Raw genomic sequence first — 18,374 nt, forward strand, 5'->3', positions numbered from 1 at the left:
TAACATATAGGTGGATCAACAAAGTTGCGAACACCAGTACAAAATCTCCGTTAAACAGTTGTTCCCTTTCATGAAATACCAAAAAAAGCTCGGAATTTTCAATCCATCGCTTTACTTTTATTGCTTAGAACTGTTGGTCAAAACACTTCTGAAGCTGCACTATTACGCATATTTTTACAGTTTCTTACTGGCTCTATTTACTTCAACCACAAATAATAGCGCCTTCAATAAATAACTCAGGGTTAAAAGATGAAACACTTACTCATTGCGCTCACGACCACGGTATTTTTAGCAGCATGTGCACACCATGACGATGTTAGACCAGGAAGCAACAAACATTATGTTGTCGTTAAATCAGTAGACAGAAATAAAGGCATTAAAGAAGCCCTTGGTCAGGCAGAGCATTTTTGCGAAAAAAATGACAGCAAATTCATAGTAATAAACGAAAAAGTAGACTATCAGGGTGAAGAACCTGAAAAAGAATATTTAGACAACCACTCAACGGCAGAGTTTGTTACAGAAGCAAGTACATGGCTGTGGATACTCGGTGATGGTTATGTTGACGATGTTGCCGCCGTCACAACATTAGCTGGTGTGGCTGTACTTGACTCAATGGGTGCACCGTACGTCATTACCGTGAATTTTCGATGCGCGTAAAACCAACCTTGTTCATGTGCAGGTCGTCCAAATCGCGAAAATTTGGTTACGTTACCTGCCTTAAACAGAGTGTTATTGTCACACAAGCAAGCGTTATTCGCGTAGCTGCTATCAAACCACTGCAATACCCACAAACCAGCCTGCACTCCTATTATGTAAACTGCGTGAAATTAAATAAGTGAGGCATATTTTAAAATATCCTGATGCACCTTAAATCTTAACTCGCACTCTACCTACCAACTCGTTATAATTACCTGTAGGTGAGTTTAAAATTAAGCATTATTTCGTATATGAAAAACAAAAAAGTGAACCCTTTGGTGTCGCATTTTACCATTGCTTTGACTGTACTAGCGGCGATTTGGATGTTTATAACAGATAAAGAAATGCTAGTAATTAGTAATTCTCTGGTGCTTATCTATGTTGTATATGCACTCGCATCGCGCATGATCAAAACACAAAAACCCAAAAAAAAGTAACTCAATTTCAAAGCCCAATACAACATACTGAGCTTTAATTATAGCAATTGCATTTAATACTCTTCGCTAGCACTTTGCCTTGATTGGTTTAATTCGCCGCTTCTCATCAATTTTGAGTAAGTGTGTTTACCAATGAGGTTCAAACAATAACTAAAAACCATCGACATCTACTCAGATTGCACCAGATAAGTGGCTTAGTAACAAGATAAAATTTCGGGATGCCATAATTCAACATGAGTCACTTAGCTCACTAGAATGATCAATGTTTTAAAAAATTGATATAATGGGGATTTTTTTACACGCAAAGTGGCAAACTTTATTATTGGTCCGGTTCATTGTCTAAAATTGCTATAAACCCTCGAGAAATAACTTTTGGACTAACGAAACTTTCTTTTTATAAGACAATTAAATTAAAAACTTGGATGCAAAGCCTCGCATTTGCGAGGCTTTATTTTTTGGTTGATATAAAACTCTGTCTGCATTCATCGGAGAAGGCGGCAGATAAATGGCTTAGTAACCAAGTAACATAGTCATTCTACATCAGTCATTTTGACGCAATTAATGCATCATTTAGCACACTAGAATAATCAATATTTTAACCGTTAGTACTTATAGACGCCCGTTTGCAAGCTCAATGAAAAAAGCATAGTTTAATGCCGTATCTTTGATACGTTTGAAACGCCCTGATGCTCCACCATGTCCCGCTTCCATGTCTACTTTCAACAACAATTTGTTATCATCAGTTTTTAATTCTCGCAACTTAGCGACCCATTTTGCAGGTTCAAAGTACTGAACCTGAGAGTCGTGCAAACCTGTTGTAACCAACATATTTGGATAGTCTTGCTTTGATACTTGATCATAAGGTGAATATGAACGCATGTAATCAAAGTATGTTTTATCGTTTGGGTTGCCCCACTCGTCATATTCATTGGTTGTCAAAGGAAGAGACGCATCTAACATGGTATTGATCACATCTACAAATGGAACTGCAGAATGCACACCATGGTATAGCTCCGGCGCTTGATTAATGACAGCCCCCATTAATAACCCACCTGCACTACCACCTTGTGCATAAATACGATTTTTATCACCATAACCCTGAGCAACGAGCGCTTTTGTTACATCAACAAAATCGTTGAATGTATTCATTTTGTTTAATTTCTTTCCTTCATCATACCAAGGGCGCCCCAACATTTGCGAACCTCGTATGTGTGCAATCGCATAGACAAAGCCCCTATCTAGTAAGCTTAAACGGCTTACAGAAAAACTAGGGTCAACGGTATGGCCATATGAACCATATCCGTATTGTAATAACGGGTTACTGCCATCTTTTTTGAATAAGGATTTTTTATACACGATTGACACCGGCACCTTCGCACCATCGCGAGCAGTTATAAAAACGCGTTCAGATTGATAATCATCTGATGAAAACTCCCCAAGTACTTTATCTTGTTTTAACGTGGTTTTGGTATAGTCATTTAAGTCAACTTCAAACGTTGTACTGGGGGTCGTCATACTGGCATATTTCACTCGAACACTATCACTACTTAGTGTGGTATTACCAGTCATAGACACTCTATATGCAGGGTCGTTAAACGCAAGTTCATGTTCTTTATTTTTTGATAGTTCTCGAATAATTATTTTTGACTGGCCTTGCTGACGACTTTGATACACTAAATGGTCGTCAAATAAACTGATATCTTCTAGCTTAACATCTGGCTGGTGCTCAATAACGGTTTCCCAGTTTTCTTTATTTGATACGTTAACTACCTGAGCTTTCATCAACTTAAAGTTGACCGCATTTAGATTGGTTAAAATATAATACCAATCATTATGTTTTGCGACACTATATTCAAGGCCTTTCTCACGAGCAATCAATCGCTTAGGCTTCGCATTACGCTCATTAGCAGACATAACTGATATACCTTTGGACTCAGTGCTATAGTGATGAATAAAAATTTGCTCCCCATCTTTACTGCGACTGATATAGGTGTAATAGGTATTGTCCGCTTCTTCATATACAAGCTCATCTTGGCTTTGTGGCGTTCCTAAAATATGTCGGAATACTTGCGTACCAAGCAAAGAAACTGGGTCTTTTTTAACATAGTAAAGTGTTTTGTTATCATTACCCCAAATTACACCTCCTTGCACGCCTGTTAACTCGTCTTCTAACATGTTGCCCGTTACTAAGTCTTTAACTTTCACCGTATAAATTCGGCGACTTAGGGTATCTTCCGTATAAGCAAGTAGTTTGGTGTTTGGACTAACTTCTATATCTCCTAGCGAATAAAACTCATGTAACTTCGCAAGCTCGTTTACATCTAGTAACAGCTCTGGCTCAGAGCCATCAACATTTAAACTACGATAGATAGACGCATATTCTTGCTCACCAACCGTCTCTGTAAAATAAAAAAAGCGACCTTCTTGAACAGGTACAGATCGATTGTCTTTAACAATTTTTGATTTGATTTCGCTAAACAGTTGCGTCCGCAATGCTTCGCTTGGTGCTAACACCTTGTCAGTATAGCGATTTTCTTTCTCTAAATGAGTTATAACTTGTTTACTTGTGCGAGTATCGTCACGCAGCCAATGATAATTATCAACCAATTCATAACCATGTATCATCGTTTTATGGGGTATTTTAGAGGCAATAGGTGCAGTGACCGTTGCAATCTCAGTTTTACTAACAGGGGGAGTATTGTCACTGGGTGTAGATTGGCATCCGGTTGCCAAAATAACAGACGACAGCGCAAGCTGCCAAACAACTGATTGTTTCATCCTAAATATCCTTGTTTATAATATTCCGTGAGCTAAAGAGTCACTATAATATGATTATTTGTCGTCAATATAATTGAAATATTACTGTAGTGACAGTAGCCTGAGTAAATAAAAGTTAACAGATATTACAAATGAAAACAAAAAAAGCACTTTTTATCACAACTTTATTGCTAGCCATAATCGGTTGTAAAAATACCACAACACCACCCTCTATTGCCGTGAAGTCATGTGAAAAAACCATTTTAAACTATATTAAATTTCGTGATAATGGCCCGATAAAGGATTACCAAGCCTTATTTACACAAGATGCCACATTTAATATTCCTAAACTAAATGTATCATTAAGCTCTAATAAGCAAATAGCTGATAGGGCAGCGCAAGCAATGCTAAGTAACAAAACCATTCATATGATCACCAGTATGCATATTGAACCTAACAGCATAAATACTTTGAGTAGTACCGCCCATTTTATTCTTTATATGATTGATAAAAAAGATAAACAGAAAACGACTAAGATTTTTAATGGTCGTTACGTAGACTCTTTATTACTCGACAATGGTCGCTGCTTTATACAAACAAGAAAAGTACTGATAGATAGAATGGACACTTTAGGGCATATTGATCTTTGAGGTATGAATTTTGTTCAAATCAAAGGCTTTCATTACGCGAAATGAGCCATGTAGCATAATAATTTATGTCAGTTGCGAATAACAAAGTAGTGAACCCCTTAGGTGAAGCCTTTGGGCAGCACCATTCAGGCATTTTTTATACGTTATCAATTGGCTCACATAGCATAACTATGGATGCAGATTCTGCCTTGGGAAAATATCCAAATGACTGCTGCAAAACATATAGCAAAGTTCAACAGATATATGGACTAAAACTACTTAGTTGAACGCTTATGCCAACGAATTAACTCTTTTTGATCTCGTGTTATTGAGTGACCTTGAGCTTGCAGCTGCGACGCACTTTGTGCCAGTGCGGTTTCAGCTCGCAACTCAATCTTTTCAAGTAATGAGAGCAACAATTGCTTTTCTTGCTCATTGATGTCGGACAACACACTTGCCTCACGTTCACGCATATGACTTATAACCTGCTCATAAAGTGGTAAGCCATGTGTGCTTAACTTAACCAATTTGCTGCGTTGCTTAGCATGATCATTATCAGCACAAATTAATGCCAACTTCATCAAGGTATTAATTGCACGATTCACTGAATAAGGGTCTAAACGAGATTGATATGCTATATCAGCAGCATTAATGGGTCCGTATGAACCAATATTCAACAGCACTCGGATCTCTCTAGTTTCAAGTCCTGTTAAGTTTTTTATATAAGCATCTCTATCCATTGCTAACAAGTTACTCGCAACCGCAATTCGATAAGGAACATGATTATATAAATCATATGGTTGCTCTATATTTTTTGATAATTCAAAAGCTGCTTGGCGCGCTTTGTTACTCATAATCTCATCCAGTACATTAAAGCTGCCCACATTTTAGTAGACAAGTACTTAAAAACCGCTTAAATTATGTTGCAAATGCAACATAAAAACATTAATAGGATTACATTATGGCGTTAGTTACCCCTCTAGCACAAGATGCAAACAAAGAAGTTGCAGAACTTGCAAAGTTTTTTAATGAGACCTTGGGTTTTTGTCCAAACAGCGTTTTAACCATGCAGATCCGCCCTCATATTGCCAAAGCATTTATAAACCTAAATAAAGCGGTAATGGAGAACCACGGCAAAGTAACCAGTGAATTAAAACGTCTAATTGGTTATATCACTAGCGCAAATACGGGCTGTCGATATTGTGAAGCACACACTATCTTAGCTGCCAAGCGCTACGGAGGTGATAATGACCGCTTACAAAATATTTGGCAATTTCGTGACAGTACGCTGTTTTCAGACGCCGAAAAAGCAGCATTTGAATTTGCTTTAGCTGCATCTAGCATTCCAAACGCAGTTGATCAAACGATTGAAAGTCAATTAAAGTCGCATTGGGATGATGGAGAGGTTGTTGAAATACTGGGTGTTATTTCTTTATTTGGTTACCTAAATCGCTGGAATGACTCAATGGCTACTACATTAGAAACGGGTGCCATTAACGCAGGAGAAACTTACTTATCACACAACCAGTGGCAGGTAGGTAAGCATCAAACCAATAGCTAACTAAGGTTAGAGCTTACTGAGAGCGCCACATATTCGTATGATAGTTCAAAAAAATAATAATAAGCGCTGAGTACACCAGCGATTATGACGTTTTGTGCCTCTCAGTTGGCTCACTTTAATTTTCACAGTTCACATTCTCACCACATTGATACTACGTTGAATAGCCTCATTTATGAAATAAACGCTGCCCTATTACTGAGCTAATATTTTATATACTCCTACATGTAACAATAGAGCACCTCTATATACGATATTATTTACTACCCCATTGTGCAGCCCCTAACTGTTTACAGTCATATAAAAAAGAATCAAATTTATGCAAATTTGATGCATATTAATTAATAATGTGAAAACTTTATTTATCATTAGTGCTAAAAATATAAAAAAAATATTTTAATTCATCATTTCACTATATTTTTATAAAAACCACGATTAAAATGCATTAAAAGATAATCTTTGTGAATATAAATTCACCCTATCTTATTAAGCAGCTTGTCGCTTACCATAATTTATGCTTTTCTTTATGAGCATAAAAACAACAATGTATCAATGGGGATGCAAAAATCATGTTTAAACCAAGCTTACTTTCATTAGCCATATCTGGTGTGTTTACCAGTACGCTTATCATTCCAACATTGGCAAATGCTGATGATGCGCAAGCAAAGCAAAACAAGTCACTAGAGGTTATTCAAGTAACCGCGACTCGGCGTGCAGGTTCTGTACAAGAAGCGCCTTTAAATATTACCGCACTTGATGGCGATGTAATGCAGGATCAAAATATTGGTGAACTAGCCGATGTAGCCCGTTGGGTGCCAGGTTTAACAGTCACAGATCAAGGTGGCCGTTCAGGTTCACCCATTATAGTCCGAGGGTTGAATACAAATTCATCTGGCCCTGACTCTGATGGTAATACCGTTGCGACCTACATAGGTGAAATACCCGTTAGTATTGATATGCGTTTAACAGATGTTGAACGAGTAGAAGTATTAATTGGGCCGCAAGGCACATTGTATGGTGCAGGCACATTGGGTGGCGCAATTCGCTATATGCTCAAAGCTCCTGAATTAGACTTAACAACCGGCAAAGTGTATGGCGACTTATTCCAAAATAGCGAAAGTGATTCAATTGGTGGCGAATCAGGTTTTATATTTAACACCCCTATCATTGCTGACGAACTCGCCATACGTGCCAGTGTCAATGTTTATAAAGACCCAGGCTTTATTGATTACAACTATGTCGTGCGCGATGGAGGCGTATCAAAACCTGACCCTGACTGGACCAACCAAAGTGATATAGACCAAAACTTACGCAAAGCAAAAGATAATAATGGTGAAACCACCACGACTGGGCGTATATCACTGCGCTGGGCACCCAATGATTGGCTAGACAGTACCCTTAATTACTTTTATCAGAAACAAGACAGCGAAGGCCGTTCAATTGTTCATCATAACAGTCTAAATTCAAATAATGGTTTAAGCGCCCGTATTGGCAAGTATGAGTCTGCTTATCGCTACGAAGAGCCTAGAGAAAAAGAAGACTCATTACTTAGCTTAGAAATTAAAGCAGACTTAGGCTTTGCAGAGCTTGTATCGGCAACTGGCTTTTCTGAGTTTGAAGCCGATGGCCAGCGTGACCAAACCGACTTGTTAATTCGTTTAGACTACGGTTATGAAGAGTTTCCTTCATTTTCGTCATTTACCCGTGAAGTTGAAGAAGAAGAAACCTTCACGCAAGAACTGCGCTTAGTTTCTCAAGGTGACTCTGATTGGAATTGGATTGTTGGCGGGTTTTACAATAAATTTAAAAACAATGGGTCAAGCAAAGAGTATACACCCGGCTTTAGTCAGTTCGCAGTGGCTAATTTTGGCGGCGCACAAGTTCGTCCTGACAGTTTAGAATATTATTCAGCAGATCGCAGCGAAATTACAGAACAAGCAATATTTGGCGAGGTCGGCTATCAGGTCAATGATAAGTTGACTCTAACACTTGGTGCACGCTTTTATGAATATAAAGTAGATGCAGACTCTGCCGTCGATTTCCCATTATTGAATACAGTTTTTGGTGATGCGGGCCCTGATGATGTAAACCTCGTATTTGAAAACAGTTTTGCAGAAGATGATGGCAGCTTATTTAAGTTTAATGTCAGTTATCAGTTTTCTGACACAGTTATGGCATATGCGACGGTAAGTGAAGGCTTTCGGATTGGAGGCTCAAATGGCTTAGCCCCCTGCCCAGACCCACTTCCTGCTAATCAAGCGGGCTGCGGTAAACCAAACGAAATGCTCTACCAAGACGATACCACGACCAACTACGAACTCGGCTTAAAAAGCACCTGGATGAAGAACCGCTTCCACTTTAATGCAGCCCTGTTTAATGTAGATTGGGAAGATGCTCAAATTGGTGGCGCTACTGAGATTGGGCAGCTGCCTTATACTTCTAATGCGGGATCTGCCAATGCCAAAGGGATTGAGATTGCAACACGCGCTATGCTTACAGACGCTTTTACCGCTTATGCAACTTATGCGTATACCAAAGTAGAGCTCACCGAAGATGCACCGTTTTTATTTAATACCGATGGCACAGATGGTGGTATGGATGGTGACAGGTTACCAGGCTCTCCAGAACATCAGTTTTCGTTGGGTATCAATTATCAAACTGAAATATTTAACGATAAGCTGCTAGATATTAACTACGGATTGACTGCACAAAGCGACTTTATCTCAAAAGTGGGGTTACATGATAATGGCGAAACCTTGCCAGGTTATGCATTGAGTAATATTTCAGCTAAGTTAACTGGCGATCAATGGTCTAGTACTTTGTACGTAAATAACTTATTCAACAAATATGCTTTCACATCTGTCAGGCGCAGTAAAGCAGATATTACATCCGCTAATGGTGCCAATATTCAACGTAACTACGGTCATTACTTAAACCGTCCGCTTACCGTCGGTATTAAGTTTGATTATCAGTTTGAACTGTAACTAACTACAGGTTACGCTTTTGGCTCAAACGGTGTTTGAGCCTTTTTATTTACATAAGAATAATTAACATCATGATGCCCAATGTAAAACACCTGCACCAGCAAGCCATAAAGGCTTTGAATCATGGGCAAATTCAACAAGCCCATCAATATTTAGTCACTTTAGTGCAAACAGACCCTAACCATGCCGATGGGTACTTCTTGCTAGCCATGGTAAATGTGCAAGTTGGACAAATCAAAAAAGCCATAAAGCTAATTGAAAAAGCGTTAAGTTTTTCTAAAAATACTGAGTATCAAGTTCACTTGGCAAAATGTTATGCTTTAGATGGTCAGCTCTATGCTGCTAAAAAAACGGCGCAAAAAATCGCCCCTTACTTAATCAATTCCGCACTCAATGCTGACACTTTAGGCGTTGCACTCAGTCATATTGGTTTACATGAACAAGCCATAAAATACTATGAAAAAGCACTCGAACTAACCAAAACCCAACCGCAGTTTTTTTATAATTATGGGGTCTGTTGTAAGTTTCTAGGACTGTTCGACAAAGCCGAAAACGCCTTTGAACAAGCTATTACGCTTAACCCTGATCATCATCAGGCGCATTTCGCATTATCTGATTTAACCAAAGTAAATGAAAAGCACAATCATATACCTCGACTAACACAGGCATTTGAACGTGCCATAAACCCCGATGCAAAATTACACATAGGCCATGCTTTAGCAAAAGAATACCAAGATACCAGTCATTACGACTTAGCCTTTGCAGCACTAAATCAAGGTAAATCACTAAAGCGCCAACAAACCAAGTTTGACAATGCCACCTCTGAGCAACTATTCAACACGCTTACTAATTTAAGTATACAAAATAAGAGCAGTTGCATACACGGAGAACAAAGCAACGAACCCATTTTTGTACTGGGTATGCCGCGCTCTGGCACCACCTTGGTTGAACGTATTTTATCTAGTCACAGTGATGTCATGTCGGCCGGAGAACTACAAGACTTTGGTATTTGTACCAAGCAATTAAGCCAAACTACCAGCCCCCATGTCCTTGATGACTCAACCATAAAAAAAGCCTACCAACTTGATTTTGCTACACTTGGGCAAAGTTACTTAAGTGCAACACGAGTTATTACTGGAAAAACGGCCCATTTTATCGACAAATTACCATTTAACTTTTTTTATGTAGACTTAATTCGCAAAGCACTGCCCAATGCAAAAATTATCTGCTTGCTACGCGACCCGCTTGACACTTGTATAGGTAATTATCGACAGCTGTTTACTATTAACAATCCATATTATCAATATTCACTTGATTTAATGGATACAGCCAAGTTCTATGCCCGATTTTATAAACTCATGCAACATTGGCAAACATTACACGGCGAGCAGGTTAAAATATTGCAATATGAAGATTTAGTCGCAAAGCCCGAGCAGCAAATTCAAGGCTTACTGAACTACTGCAATTTGCCTTGGCAAAGTCAGTGTGTAGATTTTCATTTAAATACCGCGCCGGTTTCCACAGCCAGTAAAGTACAGGTTCGTCAGCCACTAAATAATAAATCTATAGGCCGTTGGAGGCAATTCTCACAATATACAAAGGAAATTCAGACTTATTTAATATCTCAAGGGGTTATAAGCTAAAAGTAGAATCATAAGCTTGCCCTCATTAGTTGGATCTTAAAAACTTGCAGCTGAACTCTTCTAATAATCAAATGGTTATGCCAATAATCAGAAAACAACTTAAAAGCACACAAAAGTTAAAATTCGGAACATTTTTATAAACACCAATTAAAGTTCCAATTATTTAGTTCCATAGTATAAATCAGGCACTCAATACATGAGTGCCTGGTAATAATTAGCAGGCTCTAGAAGTTAAATTACCTGGGCAATCAGGCCCATCACTTGTAACTTGGCAACGGTAAGTATTATAGCTGCTGTTAATGTTGGTGCCACCAGCGATTTGCGGGGTCATATTTTCAGGAATAGATGAATTATCTTGGCTTAGTGTTTTAATTTTCTTTTTGTTTAGTTTAAGTAACATAGATATCTCCTTTTTTAGTTACACAAATAATATACACAAAAAACAAAATAAATGTAAATAAAAATACCGACTTGTTTATAAAGTGATACTATAGCTTTAAAAATCTGGCCGTAAGGCTATTTGTTACTGGTTTTAAAACCTAGGATTTTATGAAAGTGTTACAAAACACATACTAAAAAGTCGCTTACAGCGCAGTTATAGTCTTAAATTTAATAACAAATGCAGGGCATTGGTTATTAAAAGCCGATTAAAATCAAAAAGCCATGGTGTAAGTACTTGTTTTTATTAACCACAGTTTATTACCATTTAAATAAACGGCATTTTTGCTTAACTTTAAGCGCATAGTTTGCCACTGTATATGGCCCAACTTTCTTCTCCCTGATAGGATCAAAGGTAAAGGTTTCCATCGACACGTCCAGCGTGCCATTAGTATCTAACGTATAGGTAGCTTGAATTTTTGAACTACCAATTTCAAACAAGCTCATAAATTCATTACCGACTAAATACTGATCGATCACAATACCGTTGTTTTCATCTATTGCATAATGACCTAATGACTTGTCAATGCTCTGCAAAGTATAATTCCTTACTTGCTGCATTTTCCCCTCACCATAAGTGATAACCCAATCTGCTTTTTGATCATTAACATCTGTAACTTCCAACGCCATGGCAAAACGGTTGAAGCTACCACGCTTTGGTGTAATTAGCTCACACTCACCTTTATAGTAACCTTGCCAACCTTGCGGCGCACTTGCATGGCTGACAGTGCTCAAAACTGTACTTGCTAATACAATAAAAATTAAAGCTTTTTTCATTTTAGTTCTCCTATTTTTAAAGCAACTTTTAGATAAATATACTTTACATTTATGTAACCACAACCACCTTAAATTACCCAATTTAAAAACACAATACCTTGTAATTAATATCTACTCTTTGCTTGACTATATGGAGTGCACATCTTTTAGGTATGAACTTTTCAAATTAAAGGCTTTTGATACACAAATGGCCGTGCTACATAATGGTTTATGGCAGCTGTGAATGACCAAGAAGGAGCGATTACGCGGTAGGTTGCCTAAGCACTTTTTTAATGTTGATTATTTTCTTAGCTACATTAGCTACAAGGATAAAAATGTATTTTTGCACTCACATACTTTTACTTATCAATTTCTTACTGTTAACTATTTATACGATTTCTGGTGAAAACACAAGCAACCCCACAACTTGAACAAAAAATATTCTAGAAAATTCAACAGTTAAAAATAACACTATTAATCAACACTTTAAGCTCAAGCCAGCAACCTGAATTTACGCCAAATTGCAAATGTCAACCTTGAAATACAACCACTAACCCTTTAACCTTTATCTTTATTGAACGTTCAATTAATAAAAATATGCCCAAAGTCGGAATGGAACCTGTACGCCGTGAGCAATTAATTAAGGCCACCATAGAGTCGGTTGCTGAGCTAGGCTTACAAGGTACAACTATTAATAGTATTAGCAAAAAAGCTGGATTATCTTCAGGGATAATCAGCCACTACTTTGGTGGTAAACAGGGTCTTATTGAGGCAACGGTTCGGTATTTATTATCCAGTTTAAAATATGAGCTGCTAAAACAAGTCTCGCCGAGCACATCGCCCCAGCAGAGGCTTATGTATATCATTGAGGCTAACTTTGCTTTAGTACAACAACGTAAAGATACTACCCGTACTTGGCTAAGCTTTTGGGCACAGTCAATGCACGACCCGGAGTTACACCGACTACAAAATGTGAATAGCCAGCGCTTATACAGCAACCTTGCAAGTTCATTTCGACAAATTATGAACGAGCAAGATGCAAAACGCGCTGCAGAACTTAGCGCTGCGATGATTGATGGATTATGGCTTCGTGCCGTATTAAGTCAATCAGACAAAGACCACTTTAAACACAGTAAAGAGCTTGCAAAAGAGTACGTTCGCTCATTAATCAGCCAGTATGGAGCCTAATATGACAACCACGACGACAAACATCCCCGTCTACCAAAACTTTATTCACGGCCAATACAAGCCTAACCAAACTGGTGAAAGTTTTGCGGTAAAAAACCCAGCGACAGGTGAAGTAATTTATCGCGTTGAAGTGGCTGATGAGTCGGTTCAAAAAGCAGCGATTGAAAGCGCTAAACAAGGCTTTGCAGCTTGGTCGACTATGGCACCTATTGAACGCAGCCGCATTTTACTCAAAGCAGTAGAGCTGCTGCGTGAGCGCAATGATGAGCTGGCTAAAATTGAAGTGCTTGATACGGGTAAGCCATGGCAAGAGGCCGAATGCGTAGACGTGCAAACAGGTGCAGATGTAATAGAATATTTTGCAGGCCTCGCCCCAGCACAAGTTGGGCAACAACAAATGGTTGGTCAAGACTTTTATTATACACGCAAAGAACCGCTAGGTATTTGTGCAGGTATTGGCGCTTGGAACTACCCACTACAAATAGCATGCTGGAAATCAGGCCCAGCACTTGCAGCAGGTAATGTATTGTTGTTTAAGCCTTCTGAAGAAACACCATTAGGCGCATTAAAACTGGCTGAAATTTTCACAGAAGCAGGCATTCCTGACGGCGTATTTAATGTAGTTCAAGGTGCTGCTGAAGTAGGTCAGTGGTTAACAGCCCACCCAGATATTGAAAAAGTGTCTTTCACTGGCGAAGTGGGTACAGGTAAAAAAGTCATGACCAGTGCAGCAAGCACTTTAAAAGATGTGACTATGGAGCTTGGTGGTAAGTCTCCATTACTCGTATTTAATGATGCAGACATTACAGAAGCGGTAAGCGCTGCCATGCTAGGTAACTTTTATACTCAAGGCGAAGTTTGCACTAACTGTACACGTATTTACGTTCACAAAGATATATACAAGCAGTTCATTAGCGAGCTTAAAACACGCACTGAAAGCAATATTGTCGCTGGCGATCCTATGGACCCAGAGGTTAATCTTGGCGCGCTGATTTCAAAACCTCATCAGCAACTAGTACTTGATTATATTGCCAAAGGCATTGAAGAGGGAGCAACACTATTAACTGGTGGCAATGCGCTTAGTCCAGATTCAGCCCCTAATGGTTATTTTGTCGCTCCAACAATTTTTGTCGACTGCCAAGATGATATGAGCATTGTAAAAGAAGAAATCTTTGGCCCAGTTATGAGCGTATTAGTGTTTGATGACGAGCAAGAAGCCATTACGCGTGCCAATAACACCCACTTAGGTTTAGCTGCGGGTGTATTTACTAAAGATATTCAACGCGCACACCGTGTTATTCACCAGCTACAAGCTGGGATCTGTTGGATCAATGCCTATGGAAATTCACCCGCCGAAATGCCTGTTGGTGGCTATAAACACTCAGGTATTGGTCGAGAAAATGGTATCGAAACGCTTGATCACTACACCCAAACTAAGTCGGTGTACGTAGGTATGAACAAAATCGACAGCCCGTTTTAATAGGAGACATCATGACCCAGAAATATGATTACATCATAGTTGGTGCAGGCTCCGCAGGATGCGTATTAGCTAACAGACTCACTGAGAATGGCCAGCATAAAGTATTGCTACTTGAAACCGGTGGTAGTGACAAAAGCATTTTTATTCAAATGCCTACCGCACTGTCAATTCCAATGAATACCGATAAATATGCATGGCAATTTCACACAGAGCCTGAACCATACTTAGATAATCGCAAGATGCACTGCCCCCGCGGTAAGGTACTTGGTGGGTCATCTTCAATTAACGGCATGGTTTACGTACGTGGTCATGCAAAAGATTTTGATGAATGGCAACAACACGGCGCGCAAGGTTGGGATTATCAAGCCTGTTTACCCTATTTTAAAAAAGCAGAGTCTTGGTACTTAGGTGAAAATGCGCACCGTGGCTCAGAAGGGCCATTGGGTGTTAATAATGGTAACGAAATGGCAAACCCACTTTACCGTGCCTTTATTGAAGCGGGCCAACAAGCTGGCTATGCCAAAACTAACGACTACAACGCTGCGCAGCAAGAAGGCTTTGGCCCAATGCATATGACGGTTAAAAATGGCCGCCGCTGCTCTGCAAGCCGTGCCTATTTAGACCCAATCAAGCGTCGCAGTAATTTGACTATCGTCACCGGTGCTCAGGCCCAACGCGTGCTACTCAAAAAGAAGCAAGCACAAGGGGTTGAGTACAAATTAAAAGGTAAAGTGGTCACCGCTCATGCCCGCAGAGAGGTTATATTAAGTGCAGGCCCAATCGGTTCACCACATTTACTTCAGCTCTCAGGTATTGGTGATAAAAACATACTTGAGAAAGCTGGCGTAGAAGTGCAACATCACTTACCTGGCGTCGGTCAAAACCTACAAGATCACTTAGAGTTTTATTTTCAATACAAGTGTAAACAACCTATCACGCTAAATGGAAAATTGGGGCTAGTGTCTAAAGGTTTAATTGGTGCACGTTGGTTACTGACTAAAGATGGCTTAGGGGCTACCAATCACTTTGAGTCTTGTGCGTTTATTCGCTCAAAACCAGGGGTTGAATGGCCAGATTTACAATACCACTTTTTACCGGCTGCTATTCGCTACGATGGGAAAAGTGCATTTGCAGGTCATGGCTTTCAGGTTCATGTTGGTCACAATAAGCCTAAAAGCCGAGGCACAGTTACCATTGCATCAAGTAACCCTGATGACGCGCCAAAAATACAGTTTAACTATCTTCAACACCAAGCAGACATAGAAGGCTTTAGAGCCTGTGTGCGCCTGACACGTGAAATTATCGAACAAAGTGCTTTTGATGACTTCCGTGATGATGAAATTCAGCCTGGTAAAAACATACAAACCGATGAACAAATTGATACCTTTGTACGTCAAGCGGTAGAAAGTGCTTACCACCCTTCTTGTTCATGCAAAATGGGAGAAGATGCACTAGCGGTGGTTGATTCATACACCAAAGTACACGGTATAAACAGTTTGCGAGTAGTGGACTCTTCTATTTTCCCAACCATACCAAACGGCAATTTAAATGCACCCACAATTATGGTAGCAGAAAAAGCAGCCGATCATATTTTAGGTAAAAGCATATTGGCTAATCCAGATGCAACGGTAGCCATGGAGCCACAATGGCAAAGCCTGCAACGTAGTTCACAGTTTTAAATTTGCCACTTGCCTAGGTAGCATTACTTAGGCAAGAGCTTGCAGTGGCGTGCGGAATAAATTGGTTATTCCAAGGTGGTTGATAAATTCAATCATTTAAGCATTAACGCAAGATAATAGAAAAAAAACGGAGAAATAATGAGTTATTTTTACTTATTTTGGGAGGGTGACAATGACCATATGGCTTAGTGCTGGTATTATTTTCACTCTATTAGCGATTGCTTTAGTATTGTTTAAATGGGGTAATTTACAGTGTGTTGGCGTAACACCAGTTAAAACGTTTACGTTTATCGCCATACTATTTACGTCAGGCTTAGATGTCGGACTAATCATGTTTCCTCTTACTGAATTTGCGGGTTACGCAGACATAAAAGCAAGCCCAGAGTATGCGTTTGCAAACCCACTGGCCATCGAGTTTGGTTTTTGGGGGTTTTTAATCTGGGGATTTTACTTCCTCACCTGTTTTTATTTCTGCGTAATAGAACCCAAAGTGAAATTTTTTGAAATTCCTTGGGTGAAGTTAATTAATAATGTAATCATTATTGGTACCTGTGCATTTACTGCATATTTACTGCTTTCAAACCTGCCTTGGTATCTACCTCAGGTTGGCGATGGTAGTTCTATTATTCCTACTTTTTACTTATTAGTCTTTGCGGCAATATGCTTTGCTGTTTATTCGAGCACCAGTTTAAAATACGTACGCTTTTTGAGTATTTCAACCACTTGGATGTTTATCGCCTTAATTACATATATGTGGGCTGCGGCATTTATATTTGGCGATAGCGGTATGGGAGAATTTGCCAATAAATTTGCCCTAATTGGTGATTACTTTGGACATATTAATGAGTTTGTACTCCCCCTCAATGATTATCATGAATTTTACTTATTTTGGTGGTTTGCATGGAGTATTATGATTGGGCAGTTCACTTCTCGCTTTGTCGGTGGTCTTAAAACCTATCAAGTGCTCGGTGCTATGTTGATATTCCCATCAATACCAATCGCAATATGGTTTAGTGTGTTATATCACTATCATGAAGCAGGCATTCCAACTGAAGGCATTAAAAACTTTGCCATGGTGTTTGTCGGTGTCGTCTTTGTGATTAACTCACTCGATTCACTCATTCGCTTATATACAGACAACTTAAATTTAACTGTAAAACGTTTAGGTATGCGCAACTACATGCTATTTAACATTGTTGCGCTATCGTTATTAACGCTATTGTTCAAACTCGAGTTTTTGCAAATTCAATGGGTTGGCGCGTTAGTAATTGGTTTATTCTTCTCATGTGCCGCATATATCGGCTATGGCAAGTTTAAAACCGTAAGCCAAATTAACAGTTCACCTGAAGACAACAAAATTGATTACAGCAAAATTGAAACTGCTAGCTAAGGATTACCAAATGACAACAACTAGAACTCTACTATTAAGTGCACTAACATTGGCTTCAAGCCATACAATGGCTAACTGGTCAACAACCGTTACCGCAGCGTCTGATTATACTTTTAACGGTGTAAGCCAAACCCAGAACGACCCAGCTTTGCAAGCAAGTCTTGATTATGGTTTTGACAACGGCGTATATGCAGGCACTTGGGCATCAAATGTAGACTTTGCTGACGACAGCAACTTAGAGGTAGACTTTTACGTCGGTAAGTATGTAACACTAAATGATAGCTGGAGCGCTGACTATGGTATTGCTTACTACAGCTACCATGGTGATAGTAGCTCTGATGATGGAAACTACCCTGAAGTCTACACAAAATTTGGTTTTGCCAACTCTCTAGGCCAAACTGAATTCAACTTTTGGTATAGCTGGGATTACTTTGGCACTGGCGCAGATCATACTGTAGCGATGATTGCACACAGTATTGAAGTGGCACCGGGTCATACAATACGTGCAAGCTTTGACGTTTCTAATTCATTAGATGGTGAAAAATATATGTGGGATGCAGGTGATAAGTCATATAACCACTACCGCCTTGCCTACCAAACAAGCTATGAAGGCTTTAACATAGAAGTTGCTGCTGAAAATACCAGCTTAGACTACAACACTGCTGATGAGCGAATTGTATTAAGCGCATCACGCACATTTAGTTTATAAGTCTCCTACTACTTGTATGTAAGGCCAAGC

General features: G+C 39.3%; 14 protein-coding genes. 10 read left to right on the forward strand and 4 right to left on the reverse strand.

Going from position 1 to position 18,374, the window contains the following annotated elements; translation table 11 throughout:
- Positions 1-249: 249 nt before the first annotated feature.
- Complete coding sequence (locus OCI93_RS05650; protein WP_261593744.1) at positions 250-657, forward strand: hypothetical protein; 408 nt, start codon at positions 250-252, stop codon at positions 655-657.
- Positions 658-1,742: 1,085 nt separating this feature from the next.
- Here the strand turns inward: OCI93_RS05650 and OCI93_RS05655 are convergent.
- Positions 1,743-3,911, reverse strand: coding sequence for a S9 family peptidase (locus tag OCI93_RS05655; RefSeq protein ID WP_261593743.1), 2,169 nt, complete (start codon positions 3,909-3,911; stop codon positions 1,743-1,745).
- A 131-nt stretch (positions 3,912-4,042) separates the two neighbouring features.
- On the opposite strand from OCI93_RS05655, the gene OCI93_RS05660 reads away from it, so the two are divergent.
- Positions 4,043-4,540, forward strand: coding sequence for a nuclear transport factor 2 family protein (locus OCI93_RS05660; RefSeq protein WP_261625975.1), 498 nt, complete (start codon positions 4,043-4,045; stop codon positions 4,538-4,540).
- Between the two features lie 254 nt (positions 4,541-4,794).
- On the opposite strand, the gene OCI93_RS05665 is transcribed toward OCI93_RS05660, so the two are convergent.
- Entirely contained in the window at positions 4,795-5,373 is a 579-nt protein-coding gene (locus OCI93_RS05665; RefSeq protein ID WP_261593741.1) for a MarR family winged helix-turn-helix transcriptional regulator, read from the reverse strand.
- A gap of 107 nt (positions 5,374-5,480) precedes the next feature.
- Between OCI93_RS05665 and OCI93_RS05670 the strand changes: the two genes are divergently transcribed.
- The 3 genes from OCI93_RS05670 (at position 5,481) to OCI93_RS05680 (ending at position 10,704) form a co-directional block, all read left to right on the forward strand.
- Entirely contained in the window at positions 5,481-6,080 is a 600-nt protein-coding gene (locus tag OCI93_RS05670; RefSeq protein WP_261593740.1) for a carboxymuconolactone decarboxylase family protein, read from the forward strand.
- A 566-nt stretch (positions 6,081-6,646) separates the two neighbouring features.
- Entirely contained in the window at positions 6,647-9,061 is a 2,415-nt protein-coding gene (locus OCI93_RS05675; protein WP_261593739.1) for a TonB-dependent receptor, read from the forward strand.
- A gap of 71 nt (positions 9,062-9,132) precedes the next feature.
- Entirely contained in the window at positions 9,133-10,704 is a 1,572-nt protein-coding gene (locus OCI93_RS05680) for a tetratricopeptide repeat-containing sulfotransferase family protein (protein WP_261593738.1), read from the forward strand.
- A gap of 214 nt (positions 10,705-10,918) precedes the next feature.
- On the opposite strand, the gene OCI93_RS05685 is transcribed toward OCI93_RS05680, so the two are convergent.
- Complete coding sequence (locus tag OCI93_RS05685; RefSeq protein ID WP_261625976.1) at positions 10,919-11,104, reverse strand: hypothetical protein; 186 nt, start codon at positions 11,102-11,104, stop codon at positions 10,919-10,921.
- Positions 11,105-11,403: 299 nt separating this feature from the next.
- Positions 11,404-11,919 (reverse strand): hypothetical protein, encoded by a 516-nt coding sequence (locus OCI93_RS05690; RefSeq protein WP_261625977.1) that lies wholly within the window; start codon positions 11,917-11,919, stop codon positions 11,404-11,406.
- A gap of 576 nt (positions 11,920-12,495) precedes the next feature.
- Here OCI93_RS05690 and betI point away from each other — a divergent pair.
- From betI to OCI93_RS05715, 5 genes are all read left to right on the forward strand, one after another.
- Positions 12,496-13,086, forward strand: coding sequence for a transcriptional regulator BetI (gene betI / locus OCI93_RS05695; RefSeq protein WP_261625978.1), 591 nt, complete (start codon positions 12,496-12,498; stop codon positions 13,084-13,086).
- A complete protein-coding gene (gene betB, locus OCI93_RS05700) occupies positions 13,076-14,566 on the forward strand; it encodes a betaine-aldehyde dehydrogenase (protein ID WP_261593734.1) in 1,491 nt (496 codons plus the stop codon). The genes betI and betB overlap by 11 nt, the downstream gene beginning before the upstream one ends.
- 11 nt (positions 14,567-14,577) lie before the next feature.
- The gene (betA, locus tag OCI93_RS05705) at positions 14,578-16,245 is read left to right on the forward strand and encodes a choline dehydrogenase (protein WP_261593733.1); all 1,668 of its coding nucleotides are present in this window, start codon (positions 14,578-14,580) and stop codon (positions 16,243-16,245) included.
- A gap of 172 nt (positions 16,246-16,417) precedes the next feature.
- Positions 16,418-17,635 carry a BCCT family transporter gene (locus OCI93_RS05710; RefSeq protein ID WP_261625979.1) on the forward strand — a complete coding sequence of 406 codons (1,218 nt, stop codon included), beginning with the start codon at positions 16,418-16,420 and terminating at the stop codon, positions 17,633-17,635.
- Positions 17,636-17,645: 10 nt separating this feature from the next.
- On the forward strand, positions 17,646-18,344 hold the full coding sequence (locus OCI93_RS05715; RefSeq protein WP_261625980.1) for a TorF family putative porin: 699 nt from the start codon (positions 17,646-17,648) through the stop codon (positions 18,342-18,344).
- The last annotated feature ends 30 nt before the right edge of the window (positions 18,345-18,374 follow it).

This window comes from Pseudoalteromonas holothuriae (genome assembly GCF_945859825.1).
GTDB lineage: Bacteria > Pseudomonadota > Gammaproteobacteria > Enterobacterales > Alteromonadaceae > Pseudoalteromonas > Pseudoalteromonas holothuriae.

Bases quoted from the DNA above. Each gene is read 5' to 3' on its own strand.
- OCI93_RS05685 (WP_261625976.1), bottom strand. From the start codon at position 11,104: ATGTTACTTAAACTAAACAAAAAGAAAATTAAAACACTAAGCCAAGAT.
- betA (WP_261593733.1), top strand. From the start codon at position 14,578: ATGACCCAGAAATATGATTACATCATAGTTGGTGCAGGCTCCGCAGGA.
- betI (WP_261625978.1), top strand. From the start codon at position 12,496: ATGCCCAAAGTCGGAATGGAACCTGTACGCCGTGAGCAATTAATTAAG.
- OCI93_RS05675 (WP_261593739.1), top strand. From the start codon at position 6,647: ATGTTTAAACCAAGCTTACTTTCATTAGCCATATCTGGTGTGTTTACC.
- OCI93_RS05660 (WP_261625975.1), top strand. From the start codon at position 4,043: ATGAAAACAAAAAAAGCACTTTTTATCACAACTTTATTGCTAGCCATA.
- OCI93_RS05680 (WP_261593738.1), top strand. From the start codon at position 9,133: ATGATGCCCAATGTAAAACACCTGCACCAGCAAGCCATAAAGGCTTTG.
- OCI93_RS05655 (WP_261593743.1), bottom strand. From the start codon at position 3,911: ATGAAACAATCAGTTGTTTGGCAGCTTGCGCTGTCGTCTGTTATTTTG.
- OCI93_RS05715 (WP_261625980.1), top strand. From the start codon at position 17,646: ATGACAACAACTAGAACTCTACTATTAAGTGCACTAACATTGGCTTCA.
- OCI93_RS05690 (WP_261625977.1), bottom strand. From the start codon at position 11,919: ATGAAAAAAGCTTTAATTTTTATTGTATTAGCAAGTACAGTTTTGAGC.
- OCI93_RS05670 (WP_261593740.1), top strand. From the start codon at position 5,481: ATGGCGTTAGTTACCCCTCTAGCACAAGATGCAAACAAAGAAGTTGCA.
- OCI93_RS05665 (WP_261593741.1), bottom strand. From the start codon at position 5,373: ATGAGTAACAAAGCGCGCCAAGCAGCTTTTGAATTATCAAAAAATATA.
- OCI93_RS05650 (WP_261593744.1), top strand. From the start codon at position 250: ATGAAACACTTACTCATTGCGCTCACGACCACGGTATTTTTAGCAGCA.
- OCI93_RS05710 (WP_261625979.1), top strand. From the start codon at position 16,418: ATGACCATATGGCTTAGTGCTGGTATTATTTTCACTCTATTAGCGATT.
- betB (WP_261593734.1), top strand. From the start codon at position 13,076: ATGGAGCCTAATATGACAACCACGACGACAAACATCCCCGTCTACCAA.